10 protein-coding genes are annotated in these 16,160 nt (G+C 41.5%); all 10 read right to left on the bottom strand.

Annotated features, from left to right (window positions below):
• Positions 1-15: 15 nt before the first annotated feature.
• The 10 genes from rhaT to C3V44_RS08280 all read right to left on the bottom strand — a co-directional run bounded on the left by rhaT (position 16) and on the right by C3V44_RS08280 (position 15,861).
• Positions 16-1,041 carry an L-rhamnose/proton symporter RhaT gene (gene rhaT / locus C3V44_RS08235; RefSeq protein ID WP_106096137.1) on the bottom strand — a complete coding sequence of 342 codons (1,026 nt, stop codon included), beginning with the start codon at positions 1,039-1,041 and terminating at the stop codon, positions 16-18.
• Positions 1,042-1,051: 10 nt separating this feature from the next.
• Positions 1,052-2,386, bottom strand: a complete 1,335-nt coding sequence (locus C3V44_RS08240) for a DUF1593 domain-containing protein (protein ID WP_106096138.1) — start codon at positions 2,384-2,386, stop codon at positions 1,052-1,054.
• A gap of 107 nt (positions 2,387-2,493) precedes the next feature.
• On the bottom strand, positions 2,494-4,863 hold the full coding sequence (locus tag C3V44_RS08245; RefSeq protein WP_106096139.1) for a family 78 glycoside hydrolase catalytic domain: 2,370 nt from the start codon (positions 4,861-4,863) through the stop codon (positions 2,494-2,496).
• Complete coding sequence (locus tag C3V44_RS08250; protein ID WP_106096140.1) at positions 4,860-5,720, bottom strand: alpha/beta hydrolase; 861 nt, start codon at positions 5,718-5,720, stop codon at positions 4,860-4,862. The genes C3V44_RS08245 and C3V44_RS08250 overlap by 4 nt, the downstream gene beginning before the upstream one ends.
• Positions 5,721-5,735: 15 nt before the next feature.
• The gene (locus tag C3V44_RS08255) at positions 5,736-7,208 is read right to left on the bottom strand and encodes an NAD(P)-dependent oxidoreductase (RefSeq protein ID WP_106096141.1); all 1,473 of its coding nucleotides are present in this window, start codon (positions 7,206-7,208) and stop codon (positions 5,736-5,738) included.
• Positions 7,209-7,211: 3 nt separating this feature from the next.
• On the bottom strand, positions 7,212-9,488 hold the full coding sequence (locus tag C3V44_RS08260) for a glycoside hydrolase family 3 protein (RefSeq protein ID WP_106096142.1): 2,277 nt from the start codon (positions 9,486-9,488) through the stop codon (positions 7,212-7,214).
• Positions 9,489-9,493: 5 nt separating this feature from the next.
• The gene (locus tag C3V44_RS08265; RefSeq protein ID WP_106096143.1) at positions 9,494-10,150 is read right to left on the bottom strand and encodes a porin family protein; all 657 of its coding nucleotides are present in this window, start codon (positions 10,148-10,150) and stop codon (positions 9,494-9,496) included.
• Between the two features lie 12 nt (positions 10,151-10,162).
• Positions 10,163-13,018 (bottom strand): glycosyl hydrolase, encoded by a 2,856-nt coding sequence (locus C3V44_RS08270; protein WP_106096144.1) that lies wholly within the window; start codon positions 13,016-13,018, stop codon positions 10,163-10,165.
• 63 nt (positions 13,019-13,081) lie between these two features.
• Positions 13,082-13,456: a hypothetical protein gene (locus C3V44_RS08275; protein WP_106096145.1), complete on the bottom strand. Its 375-nt coding sequence runs from the start codon at positions 13,454-13,456 to the stop codon at positions 13,082-13,084.
• A gap of 29 nt (positions 13,457-13,485) precedes the next feature.
• Entirely contained in the window at positions 13,486-15,861 is a 2,376-nt protein-coding gene (locus tag C3V44_RS08280; protein WP_129588184.1) for a hypothetical protein, read from the bottom strand.
• Positions 15,862-16,160 lie beyond the last annotated feature (299 nt).

Consider the following 16,160-nt stretch of genomic DNA (forward strand, 5'->3'; position numbering starts at 1 on the left):
CTTTTATTTTTAATATTAGAATTTAATTACAAAAGTTGAAAGAATCAGGATGATAATTCCCACAACCAACACAGTAATCGTACTCATACGCACTCCTTTCCATTCATTGAGAAAAATACCCCATATATTGCTGAAAGCAATATTCATAGCCATCAAGATACTCCAACTGAAAGCTACCATCTCGGCAGGGAGTTTGCTCTCTCCCATCCCCATAAAGAAGAATTGCAAGTACCAAAGTGTTCCACCAAGAGCAGCAAAAAAGAGATTGTTACACAGGGTAGTAGCAGACACTGAAAGATAGTCTTTACCTGTTTTGTTTTTTATATTTAGGAAAAGACAATACAGCATATTGGTAAGGAAGCCTCCAAAGGTAACGAACATTATCACAGGATTTTTAGCAAACAACGGATTGCTTCCTTGTGCAAGAGCGAGTTGCTGTATAGGTTTACCAGCCGAAAGTCCAAAGTTGAAACAAGCGCTCATCACCCCTGCTACTACAGCAATGAAGATTCCTTTTTTGAGGGCGAACTCAGCTACGGCTTTACGGCGTTGTTCAGGGGTCATCTCTTTGGTTTTGAGATGCCCAGCATAACCTATCACAGCAATACCTACCAAAGAAATTACTACCCCTGCCAGCATCAATATACCCGAACGGCTCGCTAAGAGGTTCTCACCTGCTATTATAGGAGGAATGAGCGTACCTACCGCTGCACAGAGTCCTAAAGAGATCGATTGCCCTAAAGCGACCCCAAGATAACGCATACTCAGTGCAAAGGTGAGTCCACCGATACCCCAAAGCATTCCATAAGCTACAGATTGAAGCAACACTTTTAAGGGGATAGTGGCAAAGATTTCACTAAAAAGACCTTGCGGAGTAGTGAGATAGGCAAAGAGTACGGGTACTACAAGCCACGAGAAGACACCTTGTACAAGCCAATAGGATTCCCACGACCAATTTTTGATTTTCTTGATAGGCACATAAAAACTGGCGGCACAAATACTGCCTATTGCCATTAGGAGGATGCTGAGGGTTGTATTCATAATATGGTTTTTATTTTGGTAATATATTTATAATTACTCTTTTATATCGAGTGAGTTGAGGGCTTCCTTTGTCGGTTACTTTTAGGATAATATGTACTGTTTCGGGTTTAGTTACTTTAGGGGCTTTCATATCGAATAACCAAGACACATTGCAGGGTTCTCTAACTATTTTTCTTTTATAAGAGCTTACTTCTGGATATTGCATCCAATAGAAGGAGAGGGCATCACCGTCGGGATCTTCAGTTAATCGAGCGTCTAATTCAAAATGTTCTCCTGATTTTACAGTTAATGTTTCGGGGTGTGATAGTTTAACAATAGGTGGGTGGTTAGCCTCTTTATAGTTTTTTACACACCAATCCATTCTTGCAGCGAAATCATTTTGAAAATCTTCTCTCCACCTCCATATAGTTACTTGGTTGCTTACAATAGGTTTGATACTATCAGGCACTATTGTTTTTCCCCATTGTGCTTTAACTAAGGGGGTGTAAGTATCATCGGTGTTAGTCCAGATGGGATGAGATTCAGGTTTTAACTCGAAGAGCCATCTTTCATTAGGGTCAAACTCGGGTTGATAGTATTGATAACGACCTCCCCAACCGCCCCAGTCGGGATGTTCCATATTATTTAGTCCATTGGGTATCAATCCTAACCAAGAAGGGGTGTCGCCTTCCATTCCGAAGCTTACATCAGGATACATTCTACCTAAGCTACCTTTTCCTTGTTGGATATTTTTTTCGATCCAACTATTGCTTATCACCTCGTTGTTAGCGCCTTTAAAGGGTTGAGCCATTCCTATCCAAGTAGAAGATTGATAGCTATTAGGGCTTACAATATAGAACAAATCGGGGAAATTCTCGCGTATCCAAAATCCAGCATCATCTTGGTCGGAAATAGTATAAACTCTAAGTTTTTTAATAAGTTTATCCATTTCATTTTTACTTTTTGACTGTTGCAATTGCAAGAGAGCTTGAGCCAAAGTATTCACTCCACCCCAAGCAGAAATCCACAAAGGACGGCTATCTTCTTTTAGTATTGCTTTTACAAGCAAATCGGAGCCTTCGGAGTTTTTACCCTCTTGTACTCCTTTCATTCCATACTCTTGCTGCCCTGCTTTTACAAGGTTTAGCAATTGTTTTTCGGTAGGAAATCCTTTTTCGTGTTTCAACAAATGAGGTCTTACCTCTCCATAAGCTTTTATAATTTGCCGTATCATCGACACTTCAGGAGGGCTTTTTTTGTGGATACTTGTAGAAGCAACTAAGCCTTCAATATCTATTACATTGCTATAGAGCATTAGCCTTACCATTGTTTGTGAATCATCGGGTTCGTTTCCTATATCTGTCATTACAAACAATCGGTTTTTTGACAAAGGGGTTAATCGCTGTGCGTTAGACGGAATACAAAACAATAGTACAACAATTGTAAAAAATAGATGTTTCATAGTAAAAAAGGTTATTTTAATTCTGTAAAAGTATTATTCCCTGCTTTGAGTTCTTTTGTTGTGTTTTTCCATACAAAAGTACCTTTGAGCTTTTCGGGTAGGGTGATATTAGCATTGAGCTTTCCCTTTTTATCCAATTTATAACTTACTTTGATAGTGCCGTAAGGATGTGGCATAGAGCCAGACACTTCTTTAAGGGTACCTAAATGAGGGGCTATTTTCACTTCGGCAAAACCTTTGGCAGCCGTATCTATGCCTAATAGCATACGATAAAATTCTATATTGGGGCTGGCTCCCCAAGCGTGGCAATCGGAGCGGGTAGCTTTGATATTAGAATCTTCACCCCAAGTAGTCATACCAAGTTTGAGATAATCGCGCCATACGTCCAATTGTTGTAGGTATTCATCGGCTAAACCTACTTTGGCAAGTGCCTGATTTACATAGTAACGGAAATAGATAGAAGCCCGTGTAATATTAGGGAAGTTCATCATTCGTTTGAAAAGGTCTTGAGCGGCTTGTCCCTCTACAAGGCCAGTGAGAATCGCCAAAGTGTTAGTGTGCTGAGAGTAGTTCTTTTTGGCAGGGGTATCGGCGAAAAGTTGTTGAGTGTTATCCCAATATTTGTCGCGAATACTCTGAGCCAATTGAGCAGCTTTCTGTTGGTACATCTGTTGTAAACCCCTATTGCCAAGCGCCATTTCTAACTCATTTGCCCATTGGTATGCCCATAGCAGTTGGAGGTCTAACACGGCACTACCGCCATCGGGATTGAGAGGAGGTTCACCCATTTTCCAGCCTTTGGCATTCTCAGGCCAATCCACAAACTTCCAATAGGGGGCGTTCTTGAGGGTGCCATCGGGTTGGGTATAACTTTCGTAAAAAGAGAGAATTTGGCGCATTGCAGGCAGGTGCTGTTTTACAAAACTACTATCTGGGCGATAGAGGTAATAGTCGTGCAACATTCCTATCCACATCAGTGAGAAAGTAGAAATGATATTATCGCCCGAGGCTGGATAGCGCCCTTGGGTAACACCTTCTGCCAAACGAGAATCGCTAATAGCGTTGATAGCTTGACGTGCAAGGCGATCGTCGGTAGTGTTGTAGTAGGTAATCATCGCTTGTATACGGGTGTCGCCTATGTATTGTAATTGTTCATAGTAAGGACAATCCATATAAGTTTCCATCGCACACATACGAGCGGTACGCCAACCGATATTTAGTATTTGAGTGAGCTGTGGATCATCGGAAGAGAAAGTAGTTGCTCTTTGGAAAGGATAGCCCGTTGCGAGACTGTAGAGTTGCTCGATAGTAATAGGTTCACTACTCGTTTGTACCGAGAGTTGTAGATAGCGGAAGGTTTTCCAATATAAGGGGGTGAAAGTTTGTTGCTTTTTCCCATTGGCAATCAGGCTGTCGGTAACCCCTTGTAGCTTTTTACCTTCTATTTCATCACGGTTGCCTTTATCGTAATTGTTATCGTAAAGAGCTTCGGCATATTTGAGCGCGATAGTTGCATTTTTGCCACCGCTATATTGCAATACGGGGTAGGCATTGGTATTAAAAGTTTGGTCTAAAAGTATAGTAGCTTTTGTGTTTGCAGGGACGGTAAAGTTGAGTTTGCCAACAGGCATTTTTTTAGGGAGAGTGAGCCCTTCAGTTTTTCTGACTTTGAGTCCGTATTGAGGAGTGCGTTCCATTTGAGGAATGGCAGAAGGAACGAGCATCCAGTCGTTAGCGCCCATCGTATTGACTCCTTTAGGTAGCCCTGCGCCTATAGTAGCAGCTTTTCCCCAATGACTATCGTTGTACTCAGGGCTTTCGCTATTGAGCACAGCTTTGTTCATATCAATAAACTCGCCATAAGGAGCTACAAAAAATCCTATAGCGTTGGGTTTTACAAGCGCATAAGCAGTATCGTGCACACACTTCCAAGAAGCATTTGTATTCAAAGCACTTTCGGCCTTGCTATCACCTTGCAGTATAAAAGCTGTCCGTGAGCTGATTTGCGCCAAAGGTTTGTGCTTGCCATCATTCCACACGGTAGCCATTACCACATTGTTACCTTGCTGTAGGTAAGGGGCAATATCTACTGTTTCGTAATGCCAATGATAGAGGTCACCACGAGCGGGACCTAAAGAGACTAACTGACCGTTTACAAACAATTTGTAGCGGTTGTCGGCAGAGACGTGAACTACGTAAGTAGCAGGTTTGGCCTCGAGCGAGAGCACTTTGCGGAAGTGATATACGCCATAGTCATTAGGGTCAGTATTAGGTACATACACCCAGAAAGCACGCCAGTTTTTAGTGAGCAACTCAGGGGTTACTGTTTGAGCTACTGCCGAAAGACTGAGAAAAGCAAAAAGAAGGAATAGGTTTTTCATTGTTGTTTGTATTTAAGGGTTGTTTGTAGCCAAAGGGAAAGTTCTTTTAGAATCGCCTCGTGGTATTTATACTGTTTGCTATATCCCCAACCGTGATTACCTATAGGATAAATATGAAGCGACACAGGAATCTTCTTTTCATTGAGACTTTTGAAATAGTTTAGACTATTTTCAATAGGCACCACTTGATCGTCGGCAGCAGCGATGATAATAGCAGGTGGTGTGGTAGCCGAAACCTGTTTTTCGTTAGAATACTCGTCTACAAGTGCTTGAGAAGGGGTTTTCCCGAGCAAGTTCTCTCGAGACCCTGCGTGAGTATAGGCCGCTTCCATAGTGGTAACAGGATAGAATAGAATTTGGAAAGCAGGCTTAATAGGCTCGGTAAAATGAGTAGCTACTGTAGCAGCTAAATGTCCTCCTGCTGAAAAACCTATTACCCCTATTTGAGAGAGGTCGACTCCCCATTGAGTTGCATTGGTCTTCACTATATTCATAGCTGAAACGACATCATTAAAAGTGCGACTTCTGTTGCCTTTTGGCAATGTATATCTGAGCACAAAAACAGCCATTCCTTGTTCGTTGAAAAAGGGTGCCCAACTTCTACCTTCGTGACCATAAGCCACCAAAGCGTAACCTCCTCCAGGGAAGATAAACAACCCTCTGCCATTAGCTTTAGCTTTCTCGGGCAGGAACACTTCGAGATAAGTAGGCGAGTCCTCAAGAGAGGTATTATTGAATACAGGCTGAAATATTTCTCCCGTTTTTAAATTGAAGATTAGCGAATTTGCTTTTTGAGCTTGCGAGTTCACTGAAAAAGCTAACAGCAGTACAAGTGATAGAAAAAAACACCTTGCCATAATACTTTGTTTTTGTTATTCATCTAAAATAGAAGCCTCGTATACGTTGTGTTCATCGGGATTGTGGAGGGGAGTCCAAACTTGTGCAAAGAAAGGATTGCGTTTGGCTTCCTCGTCGTAATTCCAAGGCATAGGGAGGCACTCAGGGCACCAATGTCCACCGAGCAAAACAAGTGTAGGGCTCGCCTGAAAGTGATGACCGCAGGCACATTCCCATTCCAATTTTGTTTTGAGGTCTCCTTTTTGCATTTCGGTAGAGAGGCATTTACCTCCGCGGAAGGCTGCTGCTTGTTGCATATCGCTGAGGTCTAATTCGCTTTTAGGTTTGCTCTCGTCGTAGCCGTGATCTAACTTTTTAGGTTCTTTAGACGCCTGCTCAAAAGTAAAGTGTTCCCAAGAGGGGATTTGTTCCCATTGTTCTTTAGATCCAAAGAAAGCAGTGATGCGGTTTTCGCGATGGTGTTTGAACCAATACAAAGTACCAAAAGGCTTATTGGCAACAGGTTTAAACACGAGGTTTTTAATTACCCACGACGGGATATATTTTGCTAATTTAGCGGCTTTAGGTGCGTGCTCTTTCATTTCGGCAACAAATTCTTCTAACGACCCTGAACGGAAATGCAGGTATTTTTCGAGTTCATCGGAATCAAGATACCACTGTCCGTGGAAATTGCGGGTGGCGAACCAATTAGGTTCCCATATCTTACGAAAGTCCTTTACGCCTACCAAGCTGCTGGTCATTTGCATAAACTCCCAATTCATAGAACGGTATTTTTCACCTCCCCCGATGTTGTAAATACGACACCAAAAATCCTCAGGCACACTATCTTCGCAGGCATTGGCGAGCATTCTGCCTGAGTCGCGTGCAGTTACCCACTCGAATACACCATTCAAAGGTTCGTGGAACATAATAGGGTCGTTAGTGTTCTTCATCAAATCGAAGTAGAGCACCCCTGTTTGGCGAAGCGACACCCAATATTTGAGTCCAGATTCAATCACCTCGCGTTCGGCAATGGTTTTAGTAAGAGCATAGTTGTCGTAAATACTTATTTTGATAGGGTCGCCAGTACGCCCCCAATGGATAGGAGGATTGCGGTCGCCTGTTTGAGCCACTGTGCCTATATAAACGAGTTTTATGGCATCTTTATTAGGCTGACTCTGGATAGCTTTTACGATGTTTTTTGCTGCCCCAATATTCACTTTGGTGGTAAGGGCTGGGTGATAATCAGCCATAGGGGCAACCATACCGCCCACGTGCAACACATAGTCTGCCCCTGTAACACATTCGAGCACATCGTCGTAATTGGTAAGGTCGCCATAAACGATGGTTACATTGGGTTTCTGCTCCCATTCTTGCACTAAAGGTTTGTTCTTTTCGTGAGGGAGTACTAATATTTTTATTTGAAAACGGTCGCTACGGCTGAGGAGTTCTTTCATTGCTTCTCTACCCATATTGCCTGTAGCACCTGTGAGAAATACGGTTTTCATTTTTTATCTCTTTAGTTCATCGAACGCTTTGTTAGGTTTGAGCACATCAGCTACTTTTTCTACTACGATTTCTTTAGGTACGGTAAAAGTTGCTGTTTGCAAAATATTTTCGACTGAATTGCCTACTTTTACAGTGTAAGTACCTGCTTCAACTACCCAAGCCGAGCGTGCAGTATCAAAAGAAGCAAGACTTTCGGGGGAGAGGGTAAAACTGAGTGTTTGTGATTGTTTAGGGCTAAGTAGTTCAGTTTTTGCAAAAGCTTTGAGCTCTAAGGCTGGTTTATCCATAGACTTTGCAGGAGCTGAAAGGTATACTTGTACTACTTCCTTACCTGCTACCTCACCTACATTGGTTACCTCTACACTTAAACTGAGTTTTTTGCTAAATTTAGTAGGCACTTTGAGCTTTTTCATTTCAAATTGGGTATACGAAAGTCCGTAACCAAACGGATAGGCTACAGGTTTGCCAAAAGAACTAAAATAGCGATAACCTACATAAATACCTTCGTTGTAAACACTTTCGGAAGGACTGCGTTTTGGGGTACCAGGGAAAGCAGTTGCCGAAGGGATATCGTTATAAGAGAGCGCCATCGTTTGAGGCAACTTACCTGAAGGATTCGTTTTGCCGGTGAAGATATTAGCAAAAGCATTCCCCGCTTCTTGACCAGGCAACCAAGTGATGAGTAGCGCATCGGCGAGGTCTTGCCAAGAAGTAACCTCTACTAAAGCATCGATATTAAGAGCAACGATGAGCTTTTTTCCTTGAGCGTGGAAAGCGCTGGCGGTAGCTTTAATAAGGGCAAGCTCTTTGTCGTTGAGAACATAATCAGTTTCGAGACTGCGATCGGAGCCTTCACCGGCATTTCGTCCAATAGTGATGATGGCCGCCTCACAATTGCGTGACATCTGTTGAAGTTGTTCTTCGATTATAGGAAACTCTTCTACAGGTTTGATAACATCTAAGATACTCACACGTTTAGGGCGCTTTGCCTTTTCTTCGGTGATGTAGTTGAGGTAAGCGTTTTTGAGGTTTTCGTCTAACGAAAAACCTGCTTTTTTAAGTCCGTCGTAAAAAGAAATCGTATAGGCTGTTTGTACTTCACTACTACCGGTACCCCCTACGAAAGTATCGTAAGAAGCATTGCCTAAGAGAGCGATTTTGCCCGCTGACAACGGAAGAGCAGCCTTGTTTTTCAAAAGAATCATACCTTCTTCAGCAGCTTGCTGAGCGATGGCTTTATTGGCAATAAGGTCGGGATGCTGACTATAACGATAGTTAGCAAATACAGGGGTTTTAACGACGAGTTGCAGGATACGTTCGATATTGCGATCAAGTTCAGCTTCTTTGAGAGAGCCTTCGTCAAGAGCTTCTTTTATTTTTTTAGCTTCTTGTTTGCGCCCTGGCATTAGTAGGTCATTTCCCGCTTTCACTTGGTTAGCATATTTGCGTCCTGAATACCAATCGGTAGTAACCATACCTTTAAAATTCCATTCGTCGCGTAGTATCGTGGTAAGTAACTCGGGATTTTCAGAAACATACGTACCGTTGATTTTGTTATAGGAGCTCATTACCGTCCAAGGATTAGACTTTTTGATAGCGATTTCAAAAGAGCGCAAATAGAGCTCACGCAAAGCACGCTGACTTACCAAAGCACTCACACCATTGCGATTAGATTCCTGATTATTAGCTACAAAGTGTTTTAAAGAAACTCCTACCCCTTGACTTTGAACACCTTGATTGAAAGCCGCTCCCATTTCTCCACTAAGGATAGGGTCTTCGGCATAATACTCAAAACTGCGACCACAGAGTGGATTGCGAATAATATTGATACCAGGGGCAAGGAGTACATCTACTCCCATTTCTTTTACTTCGTTACCCATCGCTTTTCCTACCGAAGTGGTGAGTGTGGGATTCCAAGTACTTGCTACCAAAGTGCCTACAGGAAAAGCTGTGGTATAGATTTTTTCACCGTTGACGATCGTAGGGTCTATACGCAATCCTGAAGTCCCATCAGCTACTATCACTGAAGGAATACCCAAACGGGGAATGGCGACTGTAGCACCTGCTGCCCCAGGTACTTTACCTCCAATACTACCCGCAACGGGACCATCGCTTCCTTGCGTAATACTCATACCAATACCACTCACGAAATGTATTTTCTCATCGAGAGTCATTGCTTTTACCACCTCTTTGATATTGTTTTTGTTGAGTTGAGGGGTTTGTTGCGAAAAGCTTAGCGAAAAGGCTAAGATTGCTGTGATAGTTATTATCTTGTTCATAGCTGTTATATTTTATATGATATTAATAATGAATAAACACGGTTTTTAGGTTTTCCACTTTCGTGGTCGGTAAAGTTATACCCTCCACTGGTAGTACCTTTATTGGTATAAAAGGGAGTGAGACTAAAGGTATAACGAGCTCCTATACTGAATTTTGTATCAGGAATATGGTATCCTAAACCTACACCTATGGCAAAGTCAAAATCTTTTGCAATGTCTTTTAGCTTGTCGCTATGAGTAACATTATTTCCATAGTAAGAAAGAGAAACTTCGTAATCAAGTGAGTTTTTTACATTGAAAGCAAATTGAGGCCCTGCTTCGGCATAAAAACCTCTGTAGGTATATTGCACCATTATGGGAATACTGATATAGTCCATTTTTACATTATCAGTATATACTACAGGAGCTCCTCCATAATCTCCTGTAATCTTAGATTTATAGCCCAGCATAGAGTATAGTACTTCGGGCTGCAAGCTAAGAGATGGGAGTATTTTATAATTTGCAAAAACACCTCCTACAAAGCCTACTTTGTACTTTGTTTGACTTGTATCGTTTATATTGGAAATGTTACTTCCTGCTTTTACTCCAAAAGAAAAGCGACTTTCTTGCGAAAATGTTACAGAACCACATAGAGCAAGTGCTAAAAATAATATCTTTTTCATTTTATAAAAGTTTTATTGTTCCATTATTTGTACGGGGCCTATAAGTCCAGCACTCATAGTATCACTGCCTTTGAGCTTTTTGAATACTTTTTCTCCTTTTTCAGCTTGCCCTACAAAATCGTTGTAAGCAGCATTTGTGATAGTAATTTCGAGGGTGTTGCTACCTTGTTGGAGATAAGGACTAATATCGGTTACAAAAGGCATAAACACTTCTGAGCTCACTTTTTTGCCATTCACTACTATATCGGCAGCGTAATACACTTTGCCTAAGCTGAGGAAATAGTGTTTGGAAGGGCTGAGTGAGCTGATTACAAACTCAGTAGTATAAACAGCAGGAGCGCTGTTGTACTTCAGCTGTGAATGTGTTTTCCAATCGAAAAGAGCGGTGTTTTCTACTTTTATAGTTCCTGCTTGTATATGCCACTTTTCAGGAGTAGCTATAGCTTTGGCAACCGATGGATTGTAAAGCACTTTTGAGCTGAGTGGCATCTCGGTCGTCTGCTTGGAAGCCATAAAGAAAATACTGCTATAAGGTGGCAACTGATAGCGGTAAGCGCCTTTTTCGAGATTGGCAACGCGGATACTGCCATCGGTAGCATCGAGCCAATAAGCGTATTCCAAACCTTTTTCAGTTTGAATGTGAACCTCTTGCCAACTGTCGTTTTCGTTCCAGATGAATTGTGCATAACTGCCTTCTGAGAGCTTACGGCGTTGCTGACGCAAGGTGGGGTTAGGCTGCATATACGTAATAGGCAACTGAATAGATGGATACCAATTGTTTAGCATTTCTGCTTGCTCTTTGATATGATGGCTGCCAATAGTTTTAGCGAGTGCCTGCATTGCTTTTTGGGTTTTTATATCGTTTTTCTGATAATTGAAATAGTTAGGTTGCTGGGTAGGTACATCGCCTATCAACAATATATTTGCTCCTTTTTTAGCTAACTTTTGTAAGTTTTCAGCACTCTTGAGTTGGATATATGGCAACCGAAACAATATGAGCGATTGGTACTCATTTCCTCGTATGCTGAGGCGTTTGTTGTGTAACAATGAAAGTTCTTGTAAAGAAGCATCGTTGATCCAATCCCAAGTGATGCCAAGTTGATTGAGTTCATCAATAAGGGGCATTATCTGTTTTAACCATTCAGTATCGATAACACGATTGTAAGCTACATTTTTGTTTTCGGCAGGAAGTGGAGGCTCAGTATCCTTCAACTCACCCGCTATCATTACCTCGCGCGGGTTGGCAACTTCTTCGCTATAGTTTAAGAAAGGATAGTATATCAGCACATCGGCGTGAGGTTTGCCAGAACGCAATACGTATTGAGCGCGTTGTGCGTATTGGTTGATTTGGCTAATATATTTCCAGAAAGGATTGTTTTCATTGATATTCGATGAAAAATCAATACCTAAGGCTGAATTGTAGAACGGATACCACCCTTCTTTTGGGTAGCCCTCAGGGAAATATCGATAGGGAGTACCGTGATAGATAATTTGATTTACTCCACTACTGAAGAGCTTATCGAAAGTGAGCTTGAGTTTGTGAGGGGTGGTCATATAAGCGCGTTTAAAATAAACGGCTGCTTCACAACTGATGATAGGGCGATTGTACAGGTGTGCCCCTGAAGTAATGAGTTTGTAACCATTTTCAGAACCTTTGGAGAAAAGCATAGTTTCTACTTCGGGGATAGAAGCTGCACCTGCCGCTGCCATTATATCCATATTAAATCCGTAAGTTTGAGTGCGGTGCAAGAGGTTGCGAGCATTTGCCCAATGTTTAGAGCTATTTAAAAAGTGTTTTTGCAATAAGTCGCTAAGGGTAAGGTCGTAGTCGTAACGCAAGCGCCAATCGTCAGCTCCTAAACTAAAATAGGGAGCATTAGCAGGGTGTGCCATACGTTCGTACATATTGTTATAACCACGCCACATATTAGCAGGTAGGTAAGGGGTAGGGTCGTAACCGCGCTGTTGTTTGAAAAAGCGAATAAAATCATCAGAGAAATGTCTGTTGGCTTTGAACTCGTAACTATCATTGAAAATCGCACGTACGGGTTTGCCAAAATAAGAGGCTAAGCCTGTGCGTTCACCGAAGAGATAGTCGTAATTTTTCTTTACTTGTAGTGAATCGAAATGATTGAACACGTAGCCCGCTTCGCGTTTGGCAATAAGCATAGGCGTTTCCTGAGTAGGCACCGACCAAAAGGCGATGGCTTTCCACCCTTTGGGAGCGCTGTATTGTATAGTGTTGTTTTTTACTTTATCGGTAATATTGATGAGCGTTTTAGGGTCTATACGGAAGGTTTTATCGGTAGCAGTAGTATCATTTAGGAATTTACCAGCCAATACAGCTACTAATTTAGCAGTAGGGTCATCGGAATGTGATGCTCTTGGCAGGGCAATAGGTTGCGCACCCAGATTAGCAATGCCAAATTCAAGAGTAAGATTGCCTTCTTCTTTAGCGATATGTGGCCCACCAGGAGGCCAACCACTGCCGTTGGTGAAATCGACGATAAGGTTGCGTTTTTGAGCTTCAGCGAGCATTTGCTTGATATTCTCGTAATAAGCAGGAGTATCGTAGCTCATTATACGGTCGGCACGACCTTTGCCACGCGTGGGCATTACCAAAGCGAAAGGTTGGATTTCCACCCCTCCGAAGTGATTGTCGGCAAAGAGATTGATTTCCCGTTTTAGCTCTTTGGGAGTGATATCGTTCCCTGGTAGCCACCAACGAGTAAAAGGGGCAAACTGAGGTGCCGGATGAGCAAAGCTTTCAGCAGAGAAAGTTACCGACGGCAACCAGTATTTCTCGGTTTGAGTTTGTGCCTTGAGTGGGGTGATTGCCAAGAGTATTAAAGGAAATAAGCGTTTCATAAGCTAAGAAATAAGAGGTAAGAAAGGAGGCGCAGGCAAGCGCCTCCTTTGGTTTAAGAAAGATTACTTGATTTTAGTACCTTCGATATCAAACATATCGTTCATACTGCCTTCTACTTTTTTATCGCCTTTCTTCTCTATATAAAGAGGAACATTATAACCGTTGCCGATGAAATTGGCATAGAAGGTATTGCCTTCAATCTCAGCCTTAGTGAGTTTGTTAGCATTGGCATCGTCACCACCGATAGTACCACCAAGAGAACCATCGCTATTTTTGGTGATATTGAGAACCATCTCGGTATCGCCATTAGGAAGTCCATAGACCATCAGTTTCCATTTGCCTACAAAGAATTTTTCGGTTTCAGATTGTGCTTGGACAGCTGCAAATCCTGCAAAGAAGAGGACTGCTACGATTAAAAGTTTTTGAATGTTTTTCATAATGATAAAATATTAAAAATGTTACTGTTTTAGAATTTGAAATTAAGAGTGAGTTCGTAAGTACGTGGACGAATAGCACCTGCTACAATTTTACGACCTATGTAATTAGTATCGTCGAGAATTTGATTAGCCCCTACGAGAGCGCCTTTGATACCTGTTTCGTTCAAAATATTTACTACTTGGAATTTAAGGTCGATATTGCGGTTGAGCTTATAATCCACCCCTCCAAAGCTTTCCCACCAACCGTTGTAAGAAATCGCATTGGTAGGGTTACCGTACTGATTGCCAAAGTAGCGGAAACTGAGCCACAAGCGGAGGTCGCCTTTGAGCATAAAATAGCTGGGGTCTATTTCTATAAGAGTTTTTGAAAGCTCAGGAATGATTTTGTCGTTATAGCTATAGCTTACCCCGTAGGCACTGTACTCATAGTCTTTATACTCTGGTTTTTGGAGTGTGAGCAGGAAGTGCAAGTTGAAATTCTTGAACGGCTTAGAGATAATATCGGTAGTCCAACCAAGGGTAGCAATATCGTAGAACAAAGGGTAGAAAGTTTTTTGTTCGCTGGGATTAGCTGGATTTACGATAGACTCAGAGGCGATATTGTTCTTTTTATAGATACGAGTCACCTTAGACACCAAACTTATGAGATCGCCGTGATTCCAATACACCCCTCCACCGTAGTTCAGTACGCTTTGGGTAGTAGTATGAGGAGTCGCAAATATTTCCTTGCCATTAGTGTCTTTTTCGTTATTAGCATTATCCCAATAGCGTGCAGCCCAATCGTTATAAGTAATATCACCCAAGAAACCAAACTCGTTAGATACTTTGGCTACAAAGTTGAAATAGCCTACTTTGTTCCAGTCCTTGAATTTCTTCTTTATAAGATCACGGTTTTGCACATATTGATTTGTATAAGAATCGCGAGTACTATAGTCGTAATATCTCTCAATGCGAGCACCAAAACCAATATCGAAACGGTCGTTCAGTTTGATATCATCAGAAGCATAGAAAGCTAACTTTTTATCACTTGTCACTTTATAACCTCCATAAGAGTTTCCTAAAATACCATATTGAGGGGTAATATTAACCGTTCCTCCCCCTACATAAGCATCTAAGCGCTTAGGATTCGCTTCTACCGTTTGATAGAACAAACCGTTGTGTTGTATCTCAGGAGCGCGGTAATATTGATAAGTAGTACCTAATCTAAGGCTGTGTTTGTCAAATTTTTTAGTAGCCTCTAAACGAGTGATCCAAGTGTTGATTTCTACCTGAGGGTAGTATTGCACTGAGTTTAGTTGTACAGCACCTTTGTACTCTTTGTTGGTGCCTACGTATTTAAAAGTCATACCTGTTTGTTGGTCGGGGTCGGTAATAAACATACTCAAAGGGTATAGAATGGTAAAGGCAGCTTTGGAGTTCATATACATATTGGCGTAGTTGAGTTTCCACCCATTATCAAAGCGGTGTTCACCAGTGAGGTAGATAGCATTGGTGATGTTTTTAGAGGCTTCATCAGAATTGAGGTCGCCAAGTTTGGTTTCACCTGTATTATAGTCTTGATAAGGGAAAAGTCCATCGTTAGGCATATACACATCTTTACCCAAATCAAAACCATCTATAGCTTTAGTTTTACCTTTGCCTTCATACACAAAAGGACTATAAGCACCGAGCATCGGTATATCGGTTGCGTGTTTGTAGTAAGCACGCACAAAACCTTTGTTGTACTTTTTAGAGACTCCTATTTTAAACATTTCAAAACGGTCTTGGAAAGGAGTGAATTGGTAATTACCACCACTACCACGTTCAAAAGTTTCGTTGAAGCCTGCCATAAAGCCCCAACCTTTTTTGCCGATAGGCGCTGTTACCGAAGCGTCGAGATGGCTACTACCATAATTGGTAAAATAAGTAGAAGCATAACCTTGCAACTTGCGACCTGGTTCTCTGTCCCAAGAAGTAACGATATAACCCACCTTACCATAAGTAAGAGCACCATCTTGGAAAGACATCATCCCGATGCGCCCTATGGTGCTATCGTAGCGCCACGCGGTGGTAGGTATTTGTGTCCAAAAGGTGTATACTACAGGAATGTCGTTCTCAAGGATAAGAATATCGCCGTTAAAAGGCAAGCCAATGTTCAACTGACGAGGAGAGGTAGCACTACTGGCGTTGAGCATCACATTGCGGTTTTCGGTATCGCGTTCTTTCACATCTTTACCTAAAATATCTTTCTTAGGTGTGATAGGAGAAGTAGAAGGTAAAGAATCTACTTTAGGCGCGGGAGGCACAGTATCCATAGTAACCACAGGTACTATAGTATCCGTAGGCTGAGTGACGGGCTCTTGCGCATAGGCTGAGGTAACAGCCAAAAGGCAAAGCGAAGTGAAGTTTGTTATGAGCGTTTTCATATCGGTAATGTATTAATTTGTTATGAGATTTTTCGTGTTATAAATAAAATACCTTTTTATTTGTTTATATTTATTATTGTTTTATTTCGGTGCAAAGGTATAAAATAATTTATTACGTACAATATACGTAATGTATTTATTTTGTTATATCTGTAACAGATAGATATTAATATATTGTATATTAGTTATTTATATAGATAATTATTTTACGTAAAAAATACGTAATGTGTGGTTTCTTTTTGTTTTTTTATGAAATAACAGATTGTTAAAAATATGCTTTCTAATAGAAATAAATGAAA

This window comes from Capnocytophaga sp. oral taxon 864 (assembly GCF_002998835.1).
Classification (GTDB): domain Bacteria; phylum Bacteroidota; class Bacteroidia; order Flavobacteriales; family Flavobacteriaceae; genus Capnocytophaga; species Capnocytophaga ochracea.